At 71.2% G+C, this 21,692-nt stretch carries 25 protein-coding genes; 9 read left to right on the forward strand and 16 right to left on the reverse strand.

The features are described from left to right. Positions 1-41 precede the first annotated feature (41 nt). A complete protein-coding gene (locus ELI80_RS08125) occupies positions 42-524 on the forward strand; it encodes a lytic transglycosylase domain-containing protein (RefSeq protein ID WP_136650769.1) in 483 nt (160 codons plus the stop codon). Positions 525-569: 45 nt separating this feature from the next. On the opposite strand, the gene ELI80_RS08130 is transcribed toward ELI80_RS08125, so the two are convergent. Genes ELI80_RS08130 through ELI80_RS08140 form a run of 3 tightly spaced genes read right to left on the reverse strand, consistent with a single transcriptional unit; the run spans position 570 to position 2,533 of the window. Beyond that, a complete protein-coding gene (locus ELI80_RS08130; protein WP_201740581.1) occupies positions 570-1,046 on the reverse strand; it encodes a GNAT family N-acetyltransferase in 477 nt (158 codons plus the stop codon). Next, positions 1,043-1,651 (reverse strand): glutathione transferase GstA, encoded by a 609-nt coding sequence (gstA, locus tag ELI80_RS08135; protein WP_136650600.1) that lies wholly within the window; start codon positions 1,649-1,651, stop codon positions 1,043-1,045. Before gstA ends, ELI80_RS08130 begins: the two co-directional genes overlap by 4 nt. 39 nt (positions 1,652-1,690) lie before the next feature. Continuing rightward, positions 1,691-2,533, reverse strand: coding sequence for an AAA family ATPase (locus ELI80_RS08140; RefSeq protein ID WP_136650601.1), 843 nt, complete (start codon positions 2,531-2,533; stop codon positions 1,691-1,693). A 203-nt stretch (positions 2,534-2,736) separates the two neighbouring features. On the opposite strand from ELI80_RS08140, the gene dksA reads away from it, so the two are divergent. The 3 genes from dksA to ELI80_RS08155 are packed head-to-tail and all read left to right on the forward strand — an operon-like array spanning position 2,737 to position 4,663. After that, entirely contained in the window at positions 2,737-3,159 is a 423-nt protein-coding gene (dksA, locus tag ELI80_RS08145) for an RNA polymerase-binding protein DksA (protein WP_136650602.1), read from the forward strand. A 50-nt stretch (positions 3,160-3,209) separates the two neighbouring features. Then, entirely contained in the window at positions 3,210-3,533 is a 324-nt protein-coding gene (locus ELI80_RS08150) for a hypothetical protein (protein ID WP_136650603.1), read from the forward strand. Next, positions 3,530-4,663 (forward strand): FAD-dependent monooxygenase, encoded by a 1,134-nt coding sequence (locus tag ELI80_RS08155; RefSeq protein ID WP_136650604.1) that lies wholly within the window; start codon positions 3,530-3,532, stop codon positions 4,661-4,663. Before ELI80_RS08150 ends, ELI80_RS08155 begins: the two co-directional genes overlap by 4 nt. Here the strand turns inward: ELI80_RS08155 and glmM are convergent. The 7 genes from glmM to ELI80_RS08190 all read right to left on the reverse strand — a co-directional run bounded on the left by glmM (position 4,660) and on the right by ELI80_RS08190 (position 13,484). Further along, positions 4,660-6,003 (reverse strand): phosphoglucosamine mutase, encoded by a 1,344-nt coding sequence (gene glmM, locus ELI80_RS08160; RefSeq protein ID WP_136650605.1) that lies wholly within the window; start codon positions 6,001-6,003, stop codon positions 4,660-4,662. The two genes, ELI80_RS08155 and glmM, sit on opposite strands and share 4 nt — an antisense overlap. Continuing rightward, positions 6,000-6,998, reverse strand: coding sequence for a dihydropteroate synthase (gene folP, locus ELI80_RS08165; RefSeq protein ID WP_136650606.1), 999 nt, complete (start codon positions 6,996-6,998; stop codon positions 6,000-6,002). Before folP ends, glmM begins: the two co-directional genes overlap by 4 nt. A 55-nt stretch (positions 6,999-7,053) precedes the next feature. After that, entirely contained in the window at positions 7,054-7,938 is an 885-nt protein-coding gene (locus ELI80_RS08170) for a dihydroneopterin aldolase (RefSeq protein ID WP_136650607.1), read from the reverse strand. A gap of 127 nt (positions 7,939-8,065) precedes the next feature. Further along, the gene (locus ELI80_RS08175) at positions 8,066-8,614 is read right to left on the reverse strand and encodes a cell wall hydrolase (protein ID WP_236641384.1); all 549 of its coding nucleotides are present in this window, start codon (positions 8,612-8,614) and stop codon (positions 8,066-8,068) included. Between the two features lie 269 nt (positions 8,615-8,883). After that, positions 8,884-11,454: a putative PEP-binding protein gene (locus ELI80_RS08180; protein ID WP_136650609.1), complete on the reverse strand. Its 2,571-nt coding sequence runs from the start codon at positions 11,452-11,454 to the stop codon at positions 8,884-8,886. 74 nt (positions 11,455-11,528) lie between these two features. Beyond that, positions 11,529-12,317, reverse strand: coding sequence for an exodeoxyribonuclease III (xth, locus tag ELI80_RS08185; RefSeq protein WP_136650610.1), 789 nt, complete (start codon positions 12,315-12,317; stop codon positions 11,529-11,531). Between the two features lie 87 nt (positions 12,318-12,404). Then, a complete protein-coding gene (locus ELI80_RS08190) occupies positions 12,405-13,484 on the reverse strand; it encodes a PA0069 family radical SAM protein (RefSeq protein WP_136650611.1) in 1,080 nt (359 codons plus the stop codon). Between the two features lie 114 nt (positions 13,485-13,598). On the opposite strand from ELI80_RS08190, the gene ELI80_RS08195 reads away from it, so the two are divergent. Next, positions 13,599-13,784: a hypothetical protein gene (locus ELI80_RS08195; protein ID WP_136650612.1), complete on the forward strand. Its 186-nt coding sequence runs from the start codon at positions 13,599-13,601 to the stop codon at positions 13,782-13,784. Positions 13,785-13,859: 75 nt separating this feature from the next. On the opposite strand, the gene ELI80_RS08200 is transcribed toward ELI80_RS08195, so the two are convergent. Further along, on the reverse strand, positions 13,860-14,444 hold the full coding sequence (locus tag ELI80_RS08200; RefSeq protein ID WP_136650771.1) for an HNH endonuclease: 585 nt from the start codon (positions 14,442-14,444) through the stop codon (positions 13,860-13,862). A gap of 225 nt (positions 14,445-14,669) precedes the next feature. On the opposite strand from ELI80_RS08200, the gene ELI80_RS08205 reads away from it, so the two are divergent. Continuing rightward, complete coding sequence (locus ELI80_RS08205) at positions 14,670-15,104, forward strand: VOC family protein (protein WP_136650613.1); 435 nt, start codon at positions 14,670-14,672, stop codon at positions 15,102-15,104. Positions 15,105-15,126: 22 nt separating this feature from the next. On the opposite strand, the gene ELI80_RS08210 is transcribed toward ELI80_RS08205, so the two are convergent. Genes ELI80_RS08210 through ELI80_RS08220 form a run of 3 tightly spaced genes read right to left on the reverse strand, consistent with a single transcriptional unit; the run spans position 15,127 to position 17,105 of the window. Next, positions 15,127-15,777, reverse strand: a complete 651-nt coding sequence (locus ELI80_RS08210; RefSeq protein ID WP_136650614.1) for an alpha/beta hydrolase — start codon at positions 15,775-15,777, stop codon at positions 15,127-15,129. A 42-nt stretch (positions 15,778-15,819) separates the two neighbouring features. Beyond that, positions 15,820-16,452, reverse strand: coding sequence for a DNA-3-methyladenine glycosylase family protein (locus ELI80_RS08215; protein ID WP_236641403.1), 633 nt, complete (start codon positions 16,450-16,452; stop codon positions 15,820-15,822). A 5-nt stretch (positions 16,453-16,457) separates the two neighbouring features. Then, positions 16,458-17,105 carry a GntR family transcriptional regulator gene (locus tag ELI80_RS08220; RefSeq protein ID WP_136650615.1) on the reverse strand — a complete coding sequence of 216 codons (648 nt, stop codon included), beginning with the start codon at positions 17,103-17,105 and terminating at the stop codon, positions 16,458-16,460. 420 nt (positions 17,106-17,525) lie between these two features. On the opposite strand from ELI80_RS08220, the gene ELI80_RS08225 reads away from it, so the two are divergent. After that, complete coding sequence (locus ELI80_RS08225) at positions 17,526-18,233, forward strand: pyrimidine 5'-nucleotidase (protein WP_136650773.1); 708 nt, start codon at positions 17,526-17,528, stop codon at positions 18,231-18,233. A 37-nt stretch (positions 18,234-18,270) separates the two neighbouring features. Next, positions 18,271-19,473 (forward strand): UbiH/UbiF family hydroxylase, encoded by a 1,203-nt coding sequence (locus ELI80_RS08230; protein ID WP_136650616.1) that lies wholly within the window; start codon positions 18,271-18,273, stop codon positions 19,471-19,473. A gap of 125 nt (positions 19,474-19,598) precedes the next feature. On the opposite strand, the gene ELI80_RS08235 is transcribed toward ELI80_RS08230, so the two are convergent. Next, the gene (locus ELI80_RS08235; RefSeq protein ID WP_201740583.1) at positions 19,599-20,066 is read right to left on the reverse strand and encodes an Lrp/AsnC family transcriptional regulator; all 468 of its coding nucleotides are present in this window, start codon (positions 20,064-20,066) and stop codon (positions 19,599-19,601) included. After that, positions 20,063-20,518, reverse strand: a complete 456-nt coding sequence (locus ELI80_RS08240) for an Lrp/AsnC family transcriptional regulator (protein WP_136650617.1) — start codon at positions 20,516-20,518, stop codon at positions 20,063-20,065. Before ELI80_RS08240 ends, ELI80_RS08235 begins: the two co-directional genes overlap by 4 nt. A 124-nt stretch (positions 20,519-20,642) precedes the next feature. On the opposite strand from ELI80_RS08240, the gene ilvC reads away from it, so the two are divergent. Next, positions 20,643-21,665 carry a ketol-acid reductoisomerase gene (gene ilvC, locus ELI80_RS08245; RefSeq protein ID WP_136650618.1) on the forward strand — a complete coding sequence of 341 codons (1,023 nt, stop codon included), beginning with the start codon at positions 20,643-20,645 and terminating at the stop codon, positions 21,663-21,665. Positions 21,666-21,692: the final 27 nt, after the last annotated feature.

The following is a 21,692-nucleotide window of genomic DNA, read 5'->3' on the forward strand; positions in this document are numbered from 1 at the left end:
GCGCACAACCATAACGATAACGAACCGACGAGGCAGTGATGATGTCCGCCCTTCCGCGCCTGGCCGCGCTGGCCCTTCTGGTGATGCTCGCCGCGTGCGGCGGCGGCCAGTCCGACAACCGGATGAACCTGCGCTCGCCCGGCGCTTCGCAGGCCGCCCTGCACCCGAACGAGACGCCGGAACTGCGCCGGCTGATCCACAAGTATTCCGCGGCCTATGGCGTCCCCGAGGACCTGGTCCACCGCGTTGTGATCCGCGAAAGCCGCCACCGCCCGTCGGCGCGCAACGGGCAGTATTACGGCCTCATGCAGATCGCCCCCGCGACCGCGCGCGGGATGGGCTACAACGGGCCGGCGCAGGGGCTTCTGGATGCCGAGACGAACCTGAAATACGGCGTCAAGTACCTGCGCGGCGCCTACATGGTGGCGGGCGGCGACTACGACGACAGCGTCAAGTGGTATTCCCGCGGCTACTATTACGAGGCCAAGCGCAAGGGCCTGCTGAAGGCCACCGGCCTGCGCTGATCCTAGCGCTTCCCCCGACCTTCCCCGTTCCTGCGCGCCGCCGCCTCAGCTGCGGCGGCGGTAGCGGATGAACGGCGTCTTCACCGCCACCCGGTCGTAGAGCATCCGCCCCGCGTAGTTGTCCTCGGCCGTGAGCCAGTAGACGGCGGGCGTTCCCGCCGCGTCGGCCGCGGCATACACCGCCTCGATCAGCGCCCTCGCCACGCCCCTGCCCCGCGCGTCCGGCGCGGTGAACAGGTCCTGCAGGTAGCACACGCCCTCGGGCCGCCAGAGATGGGGGTGAAAGACGTAGTGCGTCAGCCCGACGATCCGGCCGCCATCCTCGGCGACCAGCCCGCGGAAGTCCTTCGCGTCGCCCGACAGCAGGCGCGCGAAGGCGGTGTCGTAGAAATCCTGCGGCAGGCCGGGGCGGTCATAGAACAGCTGGTAGCCTTCGTAGAGCGTCTGCCAGCCCGCCTTGTCGCCGGGCCGGACCGGCCGCGTGATCACGGCCGGCCAATCCGGCCGAGGCGTTGCGCTCATATCAGCCCTTCCGATTTCATCGCCGCGACCACCGCGGGCCGTTCGGCCACCCGCGCGACGAAGGCCGCGACGTTGGGCCAGCGCGACAGGTCCACGCCCACGCGCGGCGACCAGTTCGCGACGACGAAGGCGTAGGCGTCCGCGACGGTGAAGTTCTCGCCGGTCAGGAACGGTCGCCCGTCCGACAGCAGACCTTCCAGCCAGTTCATGTTGCGGCCGATGTTTTCCCGCGCCTTGTCCTTGTCCGCATCCGAAAGGCCCGGCCCGAACATCGGCTTGAAGGCCGCGTGCAGCGCGCTGCCGGTGAAGTTCAGGATTTCCTGCACGCGCGCGCGCTCGATCGTGCCGGCCTTGGGCGCCAGCGTCGTGTCCCCGGCGCTGTCGGCCAGGAACTGCAGGATCGCGGGGCCTTCGGTCAGGTATTCGCCGTCGGCATATTCGAGCGTCGGCACCACGCCCTTGGGGTTGATCGCCAGGAAGTCGTCGCCCGATTCGGTCTTCTTGGCGGCGGTGTCGACCTTGTCCAGATCGAAGGGCTTGCCGATCTGTTCCAGCACGATGTGCGAAGCAAGCGAGCAGGCGCCGGGCTTGTAGTAGAGCTTCATGGGGTCACTCCTTGAGTCGTGGATCGGGAACGGGGGGCCTCAGCGCGCCTGACGCCGCGCCATGAAGGCCAGCCGCTCGAACAGCGCGACATCCTGTTCGTTCTTCAGCAGCGCCCCGTGCAGCTTCGGCAGCGCCTCGCCCGCGGGCTTCTTCAGGTCCTCGGGCGACAGGTCCTCGGCCAGGATGAGCTTCAGCCAGTCCAGCAGCTCGCTGGTCGAAGGCTTCTTCTTCAGCCCCGGCGCCTCGCGCAGCTCGAAGAACTGGTGCAGCGCCTCGTCCAGAAGGCGGGGCTTGAGGCCCGGGTAATGGACATCGACGATCTTCTTCAGCGTCTCGGCGTCGGGGAAGCGGATGTAGTGGAAGAAGCAGCGGCGCAGGAAGGCGTCGGGCAGCTCCTTCTCGTTGTTCGAGGTGATGATGACCACGGGCCGGTGCTTCGCCGTGACCGTCTCGCCGGTCTCGTAGACGTGGAACTCCATCCGGTCGAGTTCCTGCAGCAGGTCGTTCGGAAACTCGATGTCGGCCTTGTCGATCTCGTCGATCAGCAGCACGACCTTGCCCGGCGCATCGAACGCCTGCCACAGCTTGCCGCGGCGGATGTAGTTGGCCACGTCGTGGACGCGCGCGTCGCCCAGCTGGCTGTCGCGCAGGCGGCTGACGGCGTCGTATTCGTAAAGCCCCTGCTGCGCCTTCGTGGTGGACTTCACGTTCCATTCGATCATCGGCAGCCCGAGGCTCGCCGCGACCTGCCGGGCCAGCTCGGTCTTGCCGGTGCCGGGCTCGCCCTTGACCAGCAGCGGGCGTTCCAGCGTGACGGCGGCGTTCACCGCCAGCGCGAGGTCGGGCGGCGCCACGTAGGTGTCGGTGGACCGGAATTGCATCGGCGTCTCCTTCGCGCGGCCCGTCGTCGTGCGGCGGGTTCGCGCGGCACGGCCCTGGTGCATGACGCCCGCAACCTAGGGGCGGGCGGGTCGGCCCGCAAGTTTGTCGGCCCCGGTCCGACAGAGTGCTTTCCTTCCAAACGCATCTCCTTTATTGCGGCGCCAACTGGAGCCGGGCCGCGTCCCGCCAGGCCGGAGGAGCCATGAAGCGCCAGACTTTCCTGCCCGAAGACTACCGTCCGGCCGAGGACGAGCCCTTCATGAACGACCGGCAGCTCGAATATTTCCGCCGCAAGCTCGTTGCCTGGAAACAGGAGCTGCTGGACCAGTCCGCCGAGACGCTGGAGGTGCTGCAGGACAGCGCCCGCAACGTCCCCGACATTGCCGACCGCGCGTCCGAGGAAACGGATCGCTCGATCGAGCTTCGCACCCGCGACCGCCAGCGCAAGCTGGTCAGCAAGATCGACGCGGCGCTGCGCCGGATCGAGACGGGCGACTACGGCTATTGCGAGATGACGGGCGAGCCGATCAGCCTCAGGCGGCTGGACGCGCGCCCGATCGCCACGCTGACGCTGGAAGCGCAGGAACGTCACGAACGCCGCGAGCGGGTCCACCGCGACGACTGACCGCCGCGGGCAAGGGCGGCGAATCGCGGGCGGGAGGGGGGAGGATCGAAATGCCTGACACCGGCCGGAACCCTGCCCGCGACAATGACGCCGAAGACGCCCACCTTCCCGGCGGCAAGCGGCACTCTGGCTTCGGCCGCGACTGGTTGAACCACGTCCCGCCCGGCCTCGCGGACCTGCCGGTGGACCGGCCCTTGGCGCTGCGCGAATGTGACATCGTCACCGCCCCGGGCACCTCGCCCGCCCGCTTCGCGGCCGGGGTGCTGGCCGCCGCGGGCCTACCCGGCGACAGAGGCGACGAAGCCCGCAGCTTGCTCTGCGCCGGGCACGGGATCGGGCACCGCTCCGATCAAGCTGCGGGGCGAACCGCCTGAGCAACCATCTTGCAGGACGGCCCGCGACCATCGTCGGCGCGGGCATCGGCGGCCTGACCGCCGCGCTGGCGCTGGCAAGGCGCGGTGCGCGCGTGACCGTGCTGGAACGCGCCGGCGCGCTGCGCGAGGTCGGCGCGGGGATCCAGGTCAGCCCCAACGCCTTCCGCGTCCTCGAGGCGCTGGGGCTGAGGGACGCGATCACCGACGCCTCCGCCCCGTCCGGCGGCGTCGAGTTGCGCGGGGGCGCGACCGGCGCGCTCGTCGCCCGGATCGACTATGCCCGCCACCGCCCCGGCGCCCCCTTCCGCGTCATCCACCGCGCCCGCATGATCGAGGCGCTGGAGCGCGCCGCCCGCGCGCGCGGCGTGAGCATAGAGCTCGGCACCGAGGTGACGGACCTGCCCCCCGCCCCGCTGCTGATCGGCGCGGACGGCCTGCACTCGCGCGTCCGCGCCGCGCTGAACGGGGCCGAGACGCCCTTCTTCACCGGCCAGGTCGCCTGGCGCGCGCTGATCCCGCTGGAACCCGGCGCCGCTTTCGTCGCGCAGCTGTTCATGGGCCGGGGCCGGCACCTCGTCAGCTACCCGCTGGCGGACGGGCTTCGCAACATCGTCGCGGTCGAGGAACGCAGCGGCTGGACCGAGGAGGGGTGGTCCCTGCCCGGCAACCCGGACGACCTGCGCGCGGCGTTCGCGGGCTTTGGCGGCCCGGTGACCGGCTGGCTGGACCGGGTGGCGGATTGCGGCCTGTGGGGCCTGTTCCGGCACGAGGTGGCGCAGCGCTGGCATGACGGCACCCGCGCGATCCTCGGCGACGCGGCGCACCCGACCCTGCCGTTCCTCGCGCAAGGGGCCGCGCTCGCGATCGAGGATGCGTGGGTGCTGGCCGCCTGCCTTGATGCCGACGCGGACCAGGGCGCGGCGCTGGCCCGCTACCAGTCGCTGCGGCAACCCCGCGCGACGCGCGTGGTCGCGGCGTCGAACGCCAACGCCCGAAACTATCACCTCGGCGGCCCGATGCGCGTCGCCGCGCAGGCGGCGCTGCGGGCCGGGTCAGCCCTCGCGCCCTCGCTGCTGTTCCGCCGGGTCGCGTGGGTGTTCGACCACGACCCGACGGACCTGCGCGCCTAGGCCGCGCGTTCCACCGCCGCCACGATCCCGTCCACGACCTCGCGCAGCGTCGCCTCGTCCTCGGCCTCGGCCATGACGCGGATCAGCGGCTCGGTCCCCGACTTGCGGATCAGAACCCGGCCGCTGCCCGCGAGACGCGTCTCCGCCGCCGCGATCTCGGCCCGCACCGCCTCGGTGGACAGCGGATCGGCCCCCGCGCCGTAGCGCACATTCCTGAGAAGCTGCGGAACCGGTGTGAACTGGCGCACCAACTCGCTCGCCGGGCGCTGGGTGTCGGCCATCGCGGCGAGGAACTGAAGTCCTGCGATCAGACCGTCGCCCGTGGTAGCGTAGTCGGTCATCACGATGTGGCCCGACTGCTCGCCGCCAAGGTTGAAGCCCTGCCCGCGCATCCGCTCGACCACGTAGCGGTCGCCCACCGCCGTCCGCTCGAGCCGCAGGCCGCGCTCGCCCAGGTAGCGCTCCAGCCCGAGGTTCGACATCACCGTCGCGACCAGCGCCCCGCCGCGCAGCCGCCCCTCGGACGCCCAGCGCCCGGCCAGCAGCGCCATGATCTGGTCCCCGTCCGCGACCGCGCCGGTCTCGTCCACGATCATCACCCGATCCGCGTCGCCGTCGAGGCTGATGCCAAGGTCCGCGCCGTGTTCCAGCACCGCCGCGGCACAGGTTTCCGGGTAGGTCGACCCCACGCGGTCGTTGATGTTGGTGCCGTTCGGGTCCACGCCGAGCGGGATCACCTCGGCCCCCAGTTCCCACAGCACGGCGGGCGCCGCGCGATAGGCCGCGCCGTTCGCGCAGTCGATCACGACCTTGAGCCCGTCAAGCCGCTGGCCCTGCGGGAAGGTGGTCTTGGCGTATTCGACATAGCGCCCGCGCCCGTCCTCGATCCGGCGCGCACGCCCGATCTCGCGCGGCGCCGCGAGGTCGGGGTCGGCGAAGGCCATCGCCTCGATCTCGGCCTCGGCCTCGTCGGACAGCTTGAAGCCGTCGGGGCCGAAGAACTTGATCCCGTTGTCGTCGGCGGGGTTGTGGCTGGCCGAGATCATGATGCCGAGGTCCGCCCGCATCGACCGGGTCAGGAACCCGACCGCGGGCGTCGGCACGGGGCCCAGCAGCAGCACGTTCATGCCGGTGCTGGTCAGCCCCGCCGTCAGCGCGTTTTCCAGCATGTAGCCCGACAGCCGCGTGTCCTTGCCGATCACCACCCGGTGCCCGTCGGTCCCGCCGCGGCGGAAGAAGCGGCCCGCTGCGGCGCCCAGGCGCAGCGCCATCTCGGCCGTCATGGGGTGGGTGTTGGCGCGCCCGCGCACGCCGTCGGTGCCGAAAAGCCGTCTCGTCATTCCTGTGTCCCCGTTTCCTCGTCAAACACCGCCTGCCACAGGGCAAGCCCCTGCCGCGCGCCCGCAACATCATGGACGCGGTGAACCTGTATGCCCTGCGCGACCGCGGCAAGCGTCAGGGCAAGCGTGCCGGGATCGCGCGCGTCCGGCGCCTCTGCCCCGCCGATGGTGCCGATGAAGCGCTTGCGCGACAGCCCCAGCAGCACCGGGACGCCGAGCCCGTGATAGATCGAGATCCGGCGCAGGATCGCGAGATTGTGCGCCTGCGTCTTGCCGAACCCGATGCCCGGATCGACCACGATGCGGTCCCTTCCGATCCCGGCGGCGGTCGCGCGCGCGATGCGGTCGGCCAGCGAGTCGTAGACGTCCAGCAGCACGTCGTCGTAGCGCGGGTCGTCCTGCATGTTCTCGGGCAGGCCCTTGGCGTGCATCAGGCAGATCGCCGCCCCCGACCGCGCGACCTCGGCCGCCATGGCGGGATCGAAGTCGAGGCCCGAGACGTCGTTGACCAGCCCCGCCCCCGCCGCGACGCCCGCCCGCGCGACGTCCGCCTTGCGGGTGTCCACGCTGATGACGGCGCCCCGCAACCCTTCGATCACCGGGGCCACGCGGGCGATTTCCTCGGCCACCGGCACCTCGGCCGCGCCGGGCCGGGTCGATTCACCGCCGATGTCCAGCATGTCGGCGCCCGCCCTGGCCAGTGCGAGGCCATGCGCGACGGCCGCCGGCGCCGTGTCGTGCCGACCGCCGTCCGAGAAGCTGTCGGGGGTGACGTTCACGATTCCCATCAGCCGCGGCCGGTCCATCGACAGGCCCGCAAGCGGCGGCCGCGGCGCGGTCAGCGCCGCGATCACGTCATCGGGTGCGCCGTCCACGATCCTTGGGGCGGCGCCCCGCGCCAGAAGCTCCAGCCGTGAAAACCGCGCCCAGCCGCCCGCGATCGGCCAGCGGCCGCCATGCGGGTCGGGGATGGGGCGGTAGTAGGTCTGGGTCATGGCAGGGACGGCATGTCGTCCGCACTTTCGCCCCGCACCGGCGAAGTGGCAAGCATCACCCGGGCAGCCGCCGCACCGGGATGCGGAAATCTGCCGGGATCGCGGCGTGTTCCCCCGGCGCGTCCGCGATGTCGAGCCGTTCGGCCCCGAGCCGCCCGGCGAGCCACAGCGCGAGCGCCAGCGGATCGGCCGGGACATCCGGATCGTCCGCGACCAGCCGGGTGGGCGCCCAGACGACGGCGCGGCGTTCGGCCGTGGCCCAGTCGAGCTCGGTCCGGCTGTCGGCGACGGTCAGGCCAAGCGGCCCCGCCATCGCCCACGCGGCCTGGTCTAAGGCCAGAAGCGCCACCCGCCGCGCGTCGCCGCCTTCGGGAAGCGGCAGGCGGGGCGCGTCGGGCACGATGACCAGCGGCCCGGCGCAGTCGGCCGGCGGCGCGGCACCGTCGAGCCGCAGCAGGACCACCGGCCCCGTCCGCGCCGGCCCCGTGCGTGCCGGGTCCGCCGCAACCTGCCCGGCGCGGCGGGCGATGGTCACGCCGAGCGCGCCCGGCACCCGGTCGAGCTTTTCCACCGACACCTCGACCCGCGCGGCCGCCGGATGGGCCAGCACCTCGGCCGCGATGCGTTCGGCCAGCGTTTCCAGCAGGTCGTAGCGGCGGTCGGAAAGGCCCGCCGCCACCGCGCCCGTCAGCACGTCGTAGCTGAGGATCAGATCCACCTCGTCGCCGGCGGCGCTGACGGGCGCGGCGAGGTCTGCCGTCACGTTGAAGCGCAGGCGCTGGGTCTGCCCGCGCTCGGTCTGGAAGGCGCCGATCTCCGCCTCCACGACGTGATCGCGCAAGTGGATGCGGTCGGGCTCGGGGCGGTCGGGCTCGGGGCGGTCGGGCTCGGTACCGTAAAGCTTGGTGATGTCGGGCCTGGTTCGGGCGGGCTGGTCCATTCGCCCCTCATGGAAAACAATCCGCGCGTCCGCAAGGGAAGCCATGAAAAAGGCCCCGCCGCGAGGCGGGGCGCAGGTGAGGGGCAGTCGAGGCAAGGGCCGCTTCAGCGACCCGTGCCGTTCATCCTCAGTTCGACGCCACGCGGCGGCCGCCCTGGCGGTAGAACACGTGCGCGCCGATCCTGGTCGTGCGGGTGAAGCGCTTCGACCACGACGGGCGAACCTTGGTGGTGTGGAAATAGGTGGCGCCGTTGGTCAGCGCGCGGGGGGCGCCAGCCAGCGCTTCCTCGGCCACGCGCCGGGCGGTGTTGAAGGCCGCGCCCTTGCGCATCTTGCCGACATTGCCGCGATAGCTGAACTGACCGCTCTGGTTCACGACGCCGCAGACCGATTTCGGGAAGCGGGGGTCGTCCACGCGGTTCATGATGACCTCGGCCACCGCCTTCTGGCCCGACAGCGGCTCGCCGCGCGATTCGAAGTAGACCGCTTCGGTCAGGCATTCCAGCGAGGCCTTGTCCGCCGTCGCCGCCGTCCGCGCCTTGATGATCTGCTCGGGGCCGCCGGTGACTGCGCGGGTCTGCTTCATCCGCTCGGCATTGCGCTGCTGATACTGGACGACACGCTGCTGGTAGGTGCTGTCGTCGCGGCGTTCGGCAAGCGCGGGGGCGGAGAACAAGGGGGCGGTCACAACTGCACACACACAAAGGCGCGCCAGCCACGAAGCGAGATGAGGCATGGAGTTCCTGCAAACTGACACCCGGGGCCGCCGGGCAGATGCAGGCTGGATGCGAAACCATGCGGGGCGGCGCTACTGTCGAACCCGTGAAGACGCCCGAACGTCATTAAAACGCCATTTTTGGGCAGGAACCCGCCGGGCGAGTAGGCCGTGGGTGGCAAGATCCGGCCAGAAACGTCGTCGCCTCGGAACCGTAGCGCGGCTAATCGTCAATCGTTTGCAGAGCGGCGGAGAATCGAAGTCCGCGCCGCGGCCAGCCGGGCGAGCGGGACGCGGAACGGCGAACAGGACACGTAGTCGACACCCGCGCGCAGGCAGAAGTCGATCGAATCCGCGTTGCCGCCATGCTCGCCGCAGACCGACAGCGTGATGCCGGGCCGGGCGTCCCGCGCGCGCTGCACCCCGGTCAGGATCAGCTCGCCCACGCCCTGCTCGTCGAGGATGCTGAAGGGATCCTCGTCATAGACGCCCTGCCCCACGTAGCTGCCCATGAAGCGCCCGGCGTCGTCGCGCGACAGTCCGAAGGTCATCTGCGTCAGATCGTTGGTCCCGAACGACAGGAAGGCGCAGTGTTCCGCGATGTCGCCCGCCCGAAGCGCCGCCCGCGGGGTTTCCACCATGACGCCCAGGCGGAAGTCGAAGCTCGCCCGCGTCTCGGCGCGGACGGCGGCGGCGACCGCGTCCACGCGGTGGCGCACCAGTTCGACCTCGCGCATGGCGCTGACGAGCGGGATCATGATCTCGGGTGTGACACCCACGCCCTGGCGGCCGGCGGCGACCGTCGCCTCGAAGATGGCGCGGGCCTGCATGTCGTAGATCTCGGGCATGACGATGCCCAGGCGCACGCCGCGCATCCCCAGCATCGGGTTGAACTCGTCCAGCGCCTCGATCCGGCGGACCACGTCGGACAGCGGCAGGTCGAGCGATTCCGCAAGCTCGCGCATCCCCTCGCGGTCGTGGGGCAGGAACTCGTGCAGCGGCGGATCGAACAGGCGGATCGTGACGGGCAGGCCGTCCATGATCTGGAACAGCGTGGTGAAGTCCGCGCGCTGCATCGGCAGCAGCCGGTCCAGCGCGAGGCGGCGGTCCTCGGCCCGATCGGCGAAGATCATCTCGCGCATGGCGGGCAGGCGCGCCTCGTCGAAGAACATGTGCTCGGTCCGGCACAGGCCGATGCCCTGCGCCTTGAACATCCGCGCCGTGCGCGCGTCCTCGGGCGTGTCGGCGTTGGCGCGGATGCCGATGGAGCAGGCCTCGTCGGCCCAGTCGAGCAGCTGGGTGAAGCTGTCGTCGAGCGCGGGTTCCAGCATCTCGGCCGCGCCCATGAGGACGTCGCCCGAAGTGCCGTCGACGGTGATCTCGTCGCCTTCCTGCAACAGCCGCGTGCCGGCGCGGATGGTGCCGGCGCGGGCGTCGATCGCCAGCCCGTTCGCGCCGACGATGCAGGGCAGGCCCAGGCCGCGCGCGATCACCGCGGCATGGCTGGTCATGCCGCCGCGTTCGGTCAGGACGGCGACGGCCGCGTGCATGCCGCGCACGTCCTCGGGCGCGGTCTCGCGCCGGACGAGGATGCAGGGTTCCCCCCGCGCGGCGCTGGCCTGGGCGGCCGCGGGGGTGAAGACGATGCGCCCGGTGGCCGCGCCGGGGCTGGCGGCCATGCCGCGCACGACCACGTCGCGGCGCGCGCCCGGATCGACCTGCCGGTGCAGCAGGTCCGACAGGGTGCGCGGCTGGATCCGCATCACCGCCTCGTCGTGGGAGATCACGCCGTCGCGGGCGAGCGCGACCGCAACCCGGACGGCCGCGCGCGACGACCGTTCCACCTTCGTCGCGTCGATCAGCGACAGCCGGCTGTCGGTCACCACGAACTCGATCTGCATTTCCTCGCGCAGCCGCAGGCGCGCCGCCGCCCCGAACCGGATCAGGTCCGAAAAGACCTCGGGCGCCGCTTCCTCGAGCGAGGGGCCGCGCGGGTCGCGGGTCAGGTACAGCGTCTCGGCGTCCTTCCCGCGCCCGCGGCTTTCCGACCGGCCCTGCGACTGGCCGCGAAAGCGCCCCGTGATGCGGGGAAGCCCGGTCGAGCTGTCGACGTAGCGGATCGTCCCCGAACCGGTGACGCCCGGCCCCAGCGCCAGCGCCATGTCCTGCACGATCAGCCCCAAGGGCGCGTCCGACGGCGCGCCCTTGGCCTGCCGCAGCAGCCGCGCGGTCGGCCCGTCCCACGCCCGCGCCATCGACCGCAGCACCTCGGCCAGCTGCCGGGTCGGGTCCTGCGGGAACTGCTCGTCGGTCTCGTGGCGATAGGCGGCGAGCGCGTCGGCAAGGCTCGCGTCGGGGTCCGAGAACATGTCGGGATCGAGCCGCGCGACGTGGACCGCGTAGGACTGGACGAACCCGCGATAGATCCCGTCGGCGGCCTCCTTTCCCCGGGTCTCGGACAGGCGCTTGTGGCATCTGTCGTTGATGCCCACGTTCAGCACCGTCCCCGGCCCGCCCCAGTCGGGATCGACGGCCGAGGGGCGCACGCCCACCAGCCCCGCCCCCTCGCCGATCAGCCGCGCCAGCGCGCCGGGATCCAGCATCCGCCCCGCCGCGATCGCGCGCACCGCGTCCACCGACACGGCATGGCTGCGCGGGACCGGAAGCTCCATCCGGATCAGGCGCTGAAGGCACTTCGCGCGCCAGCCGTGCCCGTCGATGCGGACGGGGGCGGACGGGGTGATCTCGACGATGTCGTCGAGGGGCGCGAGTACCGGCGCGGCGGCTGCGGGTTTGTCCATGATGGCGGGAACCCTAAGCGTGGCTCCGGCGATGCTGCAAGCGCGAAACATCCGCCGCGCGACTGCCACCGCCGTCAGGCGTCGAGTTCGACCCAGACCGGGACATGGTCGCTCGGCTTTTCCGTCCCGCGCTGGTCGCGGTCGATCCCGGCGTCGCGCAGAAGGTCGGCGGCCTGCGGCGACAGCAGCGCGTGGTCGATGCGGATGCCGTTGTCGCGTTCCCACCCCTGGCGCTGGTAGTCCCAGAAGGTGAACGGCCCCCGGGCGGCGTTCGGCGCGCGGATGCGGATGGCGTCGGTCCAGCCCTGGTTGACGATCCGCCGGAACGCGGCGCGCGTGTCGGGCATGAACAGCGCGTCGTCCACCCAGCGTTCGGGATGGGCGGCATCCCGGTGCTCGGGGATGACGTTGAAGTCGCCCAGCATCACCGCCGGCTGCTCGGTCGCGAGGATCGCCGCCGCATGGACCCGCAGCCGCTCCATCCAGGCGAGCTTGTAGTCGTATTTCGGCCCCGGCGCGGGGTTGCCGTTGGGCAGGTAGAGCCCCGAGATGCGGACCGCCGCCTTCGCCCCGGTCACCGTTCCCTCGATGAAGCGGGACTGCTCGTCGGCCTCGTCTCCAGGCAGGCCGCGGCTGACGTCCTCGACCGGCAGGCGCGACAGGATCGCGACGCCGTTCCAGCTTTTCTGGCCGTGGGTCCAGACGGTCCAGCCGAGATCCTCGATCACCTCGGACGGGAAGCCCTCGTCCACCGACTTGATTTCCTGCAGCACCACCACGTCGGGCTGCGCGTCGGGCAGCCAGGCGGTCAGCTGGTGCAGCCGCGCCTTGATGCCGTTGATGTTGAAACTGGCGATCTTCATGGCGGCGACCGTAGCAGGCGCGCGCGCGGTGCCAAGGGGTCGCGCGCGGCGCCAGTGGGCGGGGACAAAAGCGTCAGAACAGCGGCGTCAGAACAGCGAAAGCTGGTCGCCCGCACGCGGCGGCGGGGCAAAGCGGCTCGCGTCGAGCGGCGGGCTTTCGGTCGCGTAGCCCAGCCGCTTGCGGGCCAGCCTGAAGCGCTGGTGCAGAAGCTCCGCCTCCACCCCCTCGCCCTTCATGCGGGTGCCGAAGCGGGGATCGTTGTCGCGGCCGCCGCGCATGGCCTGGATGCGCGTCATCACGTGGCCGGCCTTGCCGGGGTGATGGCGCTGCAGCCAGTCGCGGAACAGGGGCGCCACCTCAAGCGGCAGGCGGACCGGGATCATGCTGGCGGTGTGCGCGCCCGCCTCGCGGGCGGCGGCAAGGATGGCCTCGACCTCGTGCGCGGTCAGCACCGGGATCATCGGCGCGCACAGCACGCGGACCGGCACGCCAGCCGCGGCCAGCGCCCGGATCATCGCGAGACGGGTCGCGGGCGCGGGCGCGCGCGGCTCCATCCGCCGCGACAGGTCCGCGTCCAGCGTCGTGACCGACACGCCGACGAAGACCTGCTGCCGCGCCGCCATCGCCCCGATCAGGTCGAGGTCGCGCAGGATCGTGCGGCCGCGGGTCACGATGCTGACCGGGTGGTTCCAGTCGTGCAGCACCTGCAGGCAGGCGCGCATGATCCCCATCTTCGCCTCGGCCGGCTGATAGGGGTCGGTGTTGGTGCCGAAGGCGATCGGGCCCACCGCGTAGCCGGGGCGCGCGATTTCCGCCGCGAGCAGGCGCGCGGCGTCCGGCTTGGCGGTGATCCGGGTTTCGAAGTCCAGTCCCGGCGACAGGCCGAGATAGGCGTGGGTCGGGCGCGCGAAGCAGTAGATGCAGCCGTGCTCGCAGCCGCGATAGGGGTTCACCGACCGGTCGAACGGCACGTCGGGGGACTGGTTGCGGGTGATGATGCGGCGCGGCTGTTCCGTCGTGACCTCGGTCCGCAGCACGCGTTCGTCCCGCTCTCCCTCCCAGCCGTCATCCTCGATCTCGGTCGTGTAGGGCTCGAACCGGGCCGCGGGGCGGTTCGCGGCACCGCGCGCCTTCAGGATCTCATCGGGGTCGCGGGCAGGAAGCATGGACGCAGGTTAGAACAAAATACGAACAAAATGCAAGAACGATGATCGAACGGGGGGACTTCCCTCCCCGCGGCCCGGTCCCCATATTGAAAGGCGGAGACGAGGAGCGAATCGATGCCCCTGCCACATTTCCTGATGATGCTGGCCGCCGTCGTGGCCGCGGCCGCGGTGACGCTGTGGCTGGCGATCTCGCTGGGCGTGTCGTTCGGGGCGGTCGCGCTGGTCGTGCTGGTCGCCGCGGCGGTGCTGCACTTCACCCGTCCAGGCGACGACCATCCGCGGCATCATCCCGGCGCCTGAGGCGGGGTGCCTGAGTCGGGGTGCCTGAGTCGGGGCGCCTGAGTCGGGGCGCCGGATCCGGCCTGAAGGCGCGCGTCAGCTTTCCAGCTCTGCGTCCCAGTACAGGAAATCCATCCAGCTGTGGTGCAGGTGGTTCGGCGGGAAGCGCCGGCCGACCGCGTGCATTGCCTCGGCCGTGGGCCGCTCCGGCGCGCGGCGCAGCTTGAGGCCCGAGTTCCGCAGGCTCTTGTTCGCCTTCTTCAGGTTGCAGGGCGAGCAGGCAGCGACGACGTTTTCCCAGCTCGTCACCCCGCCGCGCGACCGCGGCACCACGTGGTCGAACGTCAGGTCGCCCCTGGCGCCGCAGTACTGGCAGCAGAATTCGTCCCGCAGGAAAAGATTGAAGCGCGTGAATGCCACGCGCTTCTGGGGTCTGACGAATTCCTTGAGCACCACGACCGACGGTATCCGTATCGCCGATCGCTGGCTTCGGACCACGTCGTCGTATTCCGCGAGGATCGTGACCCGGTCGAGGAACACGGCCTTCACCGCCTCCTGCCAGGGCCAGAGCGACAGGGGATAGTAGGACAGCGGGCGGAAATCGGCGTTCAGCACCAGCGCCGGATTGCGCCTGAGCGATGACGGGTCACGCACGAACTGGGTGCGGAAATCCGTGTTCAGCTGCCGCTCGTCGAGCATGTCGCGTGATCCGTCCCTTCGTCTGTCGCCTGCCGCCGGGTCGTCGCATTCCCGGCAACTATAAGTCGCGGCCGACCGCTGGCAAGCGCCTGCATGTTGATGGAAACCGTAATTCCGGACCGTTACGTTCGTGTGAATGCACGAAGATGGCCCGTGAAACAGGCGACGCCGTCTCGCCAACAGGCGCGCGACGTGCGAGCGTGAGGCATGGGCAAGACGACTCCCCCGCTTCTCGGCACGCTCGAATCGGCCTTGTACGCATCGGACCTGGACGCGGCCGAGGCATTCTGGACCGGGATCATGGGCCTGGCGGTCTTCCAGAAGGTTCCGGGCCGGCACGTGTTCCTGCGCGTGGCCGAAGGCCCGCCCTCGCAGGTCCTGCTGGTGTTCAACCCCTCGGCGACCCGCGTTCCGCCCGCGGCGGACGCGCGCCTGCCCGTTCCGCCGCACGGGGCCGAGGGCCAGGGGCATTACTGCATGGCCGTCGATCCCGCGCGGCTGGACGACTGGCGCGCGCATCTGGAAGCGGCCGGGGTGGCGATCGAGGCCGACTTCCGCTGGCCGAACGGCCGCCGCTCGGTCTATTTCCGCGACCCCGCCGGGAACTCGATCGAACTGGCCGACCCGGCGATCTGGGACTGACGCGCGGGTCGGGCCCGCGGGCCTATCCCAGCACCTCGCGCACGAAGGACAGCGCCGCGCCGAGCCCGTCGGGCGAGATGCCGTGGCCCGTGTTCTTCATCACGTGGCTGTAGACCGTGAACCCCGCCCCCAGCAGCGCGTCGCCCGCCAGCCCCATGTCCGCGAACGGCACCATCTGGTCCTGGTCGCCATGGACCAGCAGGATGGGCGGCTTGACCGTCGCCTCGTGCAGCAGTTGCGGCACCAGCAGCCGGCCAGAAAAGCCCACCACGCCCGCCACCTGCGCCGCGCGCCGCGGCGCCACGTGCAGCGCCATCATCGTGCCCTGCGAGAAGCCCACCAGCACCATGCGGTCCGCGCCCAGCCCCTCGCGCGCAAGCACCTCGTCCAGGAACGCGTTCAGGTCGTCGACCGACCGGACCATCGACTCGCGCGCCTGGTCCTGCGTCGAGCCGTCGAGCCACGGCACCGGAAACCACTGCCGCCCCATCGGGTTGTTGGCGCAGGGCTCGGGCGCGTCGGGGGCGTAGAAGGCGGTGCCGGGCAGGTGCGGCGACAGCGGATCGGCCAGCCCCAGCAGGTCCGCCCCGTCCGCGCCGTAGCCGTGCAGCAGCACCACGACAGAGGTGGCCTTTTCCGGCCCGCGCCGGTCCGATTGCAGTTTCCGTGCCATGTGTCCTGTCCCTTGCTGTCCGTCGCGGGCCTGACGCCCGCCTCACCTGACGCCTTCGCGCCCCTTCGCGGTGCCGTAATAGGCCCAGAGCGCGCGGGCCGCGACCGACCGCCACGGCCGCCACGGCTCCGCCATCGCGATCAGCGCGGCGGGCGTGGGGCGTGCGGGCAGGTCGAACATCATCCGCGCCGCCTCCTGCAGCGCAAGGTCGCCCGCCGCGAAGGCATCGGCGCGGCCGAGCGCGAACTTGAGATAGATCTCCGCCGTCCAGCGCCCGATGCCGGGCAGCGCGACCAGCGTCTGCGTCACGTCGTCGTCGGGCAGGGTCCGCAGCGCGGCCCAGTCGGGCGCGGCCGCCGCGATGCCGCGCAGGTAGCGGATCTTCTGCGCCGACAGCCCGCAGGCCCGCAGCGCCTCGTCGGAAGCCGCCGCGATCGCGGCCGGGTCGGTCAGCCCCGCGGCGTCCAGCCTGGCCCCGATCGCGTCCGCCGCGTGGGTGGACAGCTGCTGCGAGACGACCGCGTTCAGGATCGCGGAAAACCCGTCCTCGCGCCGGCGCAGCGGCAGGGGCCCGAGTCCGGGCAGCACCCGCGCCCAGACCGGGTCCACCGCGGCAAGGAAGGCGAGCCCCTCCTCCAGGTCGGACGGCTCGCCGATCAGGCGCATGGCCGGCATTCCCGTCATTCCCGTCCCTGCTCCACCGTCTCGGCCCAGTCCTTGGCGCCCTGCCTCAGCCGGGTCTCGTAGGCGCGCGAGATATGCGCGCGCAGGGTGGCGTCGGCCGCATCCGGGTCGCCCGCCCCGATCGCCTGCACGATCTCGCGGTGTTCGGCCAGCGAATCGTCGCCCCGGCCCGGCACGGCGAGCGAGGAATGCGCCATCAGCGCCATGGTCCGGTGCACGATGTCGAGCTGCTGGACCAGGTAGCGGTTGTGCGACGCCAGGTGGATCTGGTGATGGAAGCGCCGGTTCGCGCGCGCCAGCGCCTGCGGATCGTCGAGGATCGCGCGATCCTCCTCGACCATCGCGCCGAGAACGCGCACTTCCTCGCGGCTCGCGTGGCGGGCGGCAAGGCGGGCGGCCAGCGCCTCGAGCTCGGTGCGGACGGCGTAAAGCTCGGTCAGCTGGTTGTGGTCCAGCGCCGAGACGATCAGGCTGCGCCCGTCGCGCGTCAGCATCGACTGCGTCTCGAGCCGCTGCAGCGCCTCGCGCACGGGGGTGCGGCTGACGCCGAACCGCTCTGCCAGTTCAGATTCGACCAGCCGGTCGCCGGGGCGGTAGGTGCCGTTGTCGATTGCCGACAGGATCAGGGAATAGGCGTCCTTCATGCGGCAGAGTTGGCCGCCCGGACGGCGCTTTGCAACCCGTCGGCGTCGGCGAATACGGGCCGGGGTCCGGGCAATGTGGCGCGGTCCCGCCCCCCCAAGCTCTGGCCGGGCTGGCCAGGCCGCTATGGTCATGGTGGGGGCGCCGCCCCGGGGCGGCAAGCCGCATTCTGCCGATGGACCACGCCGGACAGCCGCGGACTGCCGCGTGCCGGAGCAGACCGCATAGTTCCCGAGGGCGGTGAAGATGGGAACCAGCGCGGCCGCCATCCGCCGCCGCCGCGTCCCGGGCTTCACGGACAGCCCGTCCCAACGCTTCCCTCGGCACCCGAAGTGGTGATCCTTGAACCGCCATCCCCCTGACAGGACCGGCGCGGCGTGGTATCAGCACGGCGCATGGACACCGCCGCCGCCCCTTCCGCCATGGATCCCGCCGCCCTGCGCGCCGACTTCGCGCATGTGGATACGTGGATCTTCGATCTCGACAATACGCTGTATTCCCCCGACGTGCGGCTGTTCGACCAGATCCAGCTTCGCATGACGAGCTGGGTCGCGCGCGAACTGGGGCTGGACCGCGAAGCCGCCGACGCGCTTCGCGCGCAGTACTGGCGCGACCACGGCACCACCCTCGCGGGGCTGATGGCGGAACACGACATCGACCCGGTCGCCTATCTGCGCCACGTCCACGACATCGACTTCTCGGCCCTGACCGAGGACGAGGCGCTGTCGGTTGCGATCCTCGCCCTGCCGGGGCGCAGGATCGTCCACACCAACGCGGACGCCGCCTATGCCTCGCGCGTGCTGGCGCAGCGGGGGCTTGCCTGCTTCGATGCGGTCTACGGGATCGAGGAATGCGGCTTTCACCCCAAGCCCGACCCGCGCTCCTTCGCGGCGGTGCTGGACGCCCACGGGATCGACCCGGCGCGGGCCGCGATGTTCGAGGACGATCCGCGCAACCTGGAAGTGCCGCACCGGCTGGGGATGCGGACGATTCTCGTAGGCGCCGGGCGGCACGGGCCGGACGAACTGGCGCCGGACCACCTGCACGGTCCCCATGTGGGCTGGCGCACCGACGACCTGCCCGCCTTCGTGGCCCGCCTTGCCGAGGCGCTGGCCGCCGTGGCAGGCTGACGCCGCGGCGATCCGTCGCCTCGCGAGGATGACGACCATGGCCGACCGCGACACCGACATCCTCGTCTCCGGCGGCGGCATCGCCGGGTTGATCGCGGCCGCGGCCTTCGGCGCCACGGGCGCGCGCGTGATCTGCGTGGACCCCGCCGCCCCCGTCACCGACGAGGGCGCGGAAGGCGCCGATCTCAGGACGACGGCGTTCCTGCAACCCTCGGCCGACCTTCTGGCCCGGATCGGCCTGTGGGACCGCCTCGCGCCGTTCGCGACGCCCCTGCAGGTGATGAAGATCGTGGATGCGGGCGGGGTTGAGCCCACCGCGCGGCTGACCCGCGCCTTCGACGCCGCCGACATCTCGGACCGGCCGTTCGGGTGGAACCTGCCCAACTGGCTGCTGCGGCGCGAGATCGCGGCGCGGCTTGCCGAGCTGCCCGGCGTCGAGTTCCGCCCCGGCACCGCGACCGTCGGCCTGACCCCGCGCGAGGACGCGGCGCTGGTCCGGCTCGCGTCCGGCAATGGCGGCGCGCAGACGGTCGCGGCGCAGCTGGTGGTGGCGGCGGACGGCCGCAATTCCCCGGTCCGCGAGATGCTGGGGATCGGCGCGCGCACGATCCGCTACGGCCAGAAGGCGCTGGCCTTCGCCGTGACGCACGAACGCCCGCACGACAACGTCTCGACCGAGGTCCACCGTTCGGGCGGCCCGTTCACGCTGGTCCCGCTGCCCGACCGCGAGGGGCGGCACGCCTCGGGCGTGGTGTGGATGGAACGCGGGCCCGAGATCGCCCGCCTCCGCGCCCTGCCGCGCGAGGCGTTCGGGGCCGAACTCAACGCCCGCTCCGCCGGGGTGCTGGGGCGGCTGACGCAGGCGACCGCGCTGACCGAATGGCCGATCATCAGCCAGATCGCCGACCGCTTCAGCGGCCCCCGCACCGCGCTGGTGGCCGAGGCGGCGCATGTCGTCCCGCCGATCGGCGCGCAGGGGCTGAACATGAGCCTTGCCGACATCGCGGCCCTGGTGGAGCTGATGCAGGGCGATCCCGGCAACGCGGCGGCGCTGGACCGCTTCAACCGCACCCGCCGCCCCGAGGCGGTGCTGCGCGTGATGGGCATCGACGCGCTGAACCGCGCGAGCATGGTCGGCGTGCGCCCCTTGCGCGACATCCGCGCGGCGGCGCTGGGCGGGCTCTACGCGTTCGCCCCGATCCGGCGCACGCTGATGCGGGCGGGCCTCGGCACGCGCTGAACGCCCGCGCCGCTGGGCGGGGTTTACCTTGGAATCATTCCGCCCGCCCGGATCGCCGCAGGCCGCGGACGGGCGCAGGTGTCCTCCGGGAATTCGGGGGCAGGCGCCCCGCGGCCTTCGGGCGCTCAGCCCAGGGGTCCGGGGCGGCGTTCCTCGGACAGGACGACGTTCGCTTCCACCTGTCCCACGCCCGGCAGGGTCATGATCCGGCGGCGCAGGACGCGTTCGAAGTCGGGGATGTCGCGGGCCACGATCCGCAGGCGATAGTCGAAGCGGCCGAGCACGTGCTGGACCGTCTGCACCTCGGGCACGGCGGCGGCGGCGCGCTCGAAATCCTCCAAGGCCGGGCGGCCGCGGGCAGCAAGGCGGATGCCGAGGAACACCGTCACGCCGAAGCCCAGCGCGGCGCGGTCCACCACCACGCGCCGGCCGGCGATCACGCCCGCGTCGGTCAGCCGCCGGATCCGCCGCCACGCCGCCGGCTGGGTCAGCCCGACCGCGCGCCCGACCTCGGCCGCGCTCGGCGTGGCGTCGCGGGCGAGAAGCTTCAGGATCGCGATGTCGGTCGCGTCGGGGGCGAAGATTTCCGTCACAGCGGCAGCTCCGCGCTGTCTTTCAGCGTCGCGACCAGCATCAGCGGCTCGATGTCGGTGACGTGCGGCAAGGGCAGGATGCGGTCGCGGTAGATCTGCTGCCAGTGCGCCATGTCGCGCGCGATCACCGACAGGCGGATATCGACCGAGCCGAGGAAGGTCTGGATCTCCGTCACCTCGGGCACATCGCGGGCGGCGGCGGTGAAGACGTCGAAGGCGCGGGGTTCGGTCTTGTCGAGGGTGAAGCGCAGCGAAACCTCGACTTCGTAGCCGAGCGCGCGCCAGTTCACGCGTGCCTCGATCCCCCTCAGGATGCCGCGTTCGCGGAGCCGGTCGAGGCGCCGCGACAGCGTGGCGGCGGTCACCCCGGCTCGGAAGGCAAGGGTGCCCGCGTCAGCCCCGGGGTCGGCGAGCATCTGGCGGAGGATGCGGCGGTCGGCTTCGTCGAGCATGTTTTGTGCGCTTGCCCTTCTGACCACGAATGATCTTTGCACCCGATGCCTTTCGCATCGCCACTTTGCAAAGTCCACCACGGTGCGCGGGCGTATCAATGCCGCAGCAAGAAGGAGAACACCAATGCGCGTCTATTACGATCGCGACTGCGACGTGAACCTCATCAAGGACAAGAAGATCGCGATCCTCGGCTATGGCAGCCAGGGGCACGCCCACGCGCTGAACCTGCGCGACAGCGGTGCGAAGAACCTTGTCGTCGCGCTGCGCGAGGGGTCGCCCAGCCGCGCCAAGGCCGAGGGCGAAGGCCTGCAGGTGATGGACATCGCGGAAGCGGCGAAGTGGGCCGACCTCATCATGTTCACCATGCCCGACGAGCTGCAGGCCGAGACCTACCGCAAATACGTCCATGACAACCTGCGCGACGGCGCGGCGATCGCCTTCGCGCACGGGCTCAACGTCCATTTCGGGCTGATCGAGCCCAAGAAGGGCGTCGATGTCATCATGATGGCGCCCAAGGGCCCGGGCCACACCGTTCGCGGCGAATACGTCAAGGGCGGCGGCGTGCCGTGCCTCGTCGCCGTGCACCAGGACGCGTCGGGCCGGGCGATGGACCTCGGGCTGTCCTACTGCTCGGCCATTGGCGGCGGCCGGTCGGGGATCATCGAGACGAACTTCCGCGAGGAATGCGAGACGGACCTGTTCGGCGAGCAGGCGGTGCTGTGCGGCGGACTGGTCGAGCTGATCCGCATGGGGTTCGAGACGCTGGTCGAGGCCGGCTACGAGCCCGAGATGGCCTATTTCGAGTGCCTGCACGAGGTGAAGCTGATCGTGGACCTGATCTACGAAGGCGGCATCGCGAACATGAACTATTCGATCAGCAACACGGCCGAATACGGCGAGTATGTCAGCGGCCCGCGCATCCTGCCCTACGACGAGACCAAGGCGCGGATGAAGGCGGTGCTGAAGGATATCCAGTCGGGCAAGTTCGTCCGCGACTTCATGCAGGAAAACGCGGTCGGGCAGCCGTCGTTCAAGGCCACGCGCCGCCTGAACGACGAGCACCAGATCGAGCAGGTCGGCGAGCGGCTGCGGGCCATGATGCCCTGGATTTCCAAGGGCAAGATGGTGGACCGCGCCCGGAACTGACAGGGGCCGGTTGCGGCAACGGACGGG

Origin of the sequence: Paracoccus aeridis, from assembly GCF_004923205.2 — a bacterium.
GTDB lineage: Bacteria > Pseudomonadota > Alphaproteobacteria > Rhodobacterales > Rhodobacteraceae > Paracoccus > Paracoccus aeridis.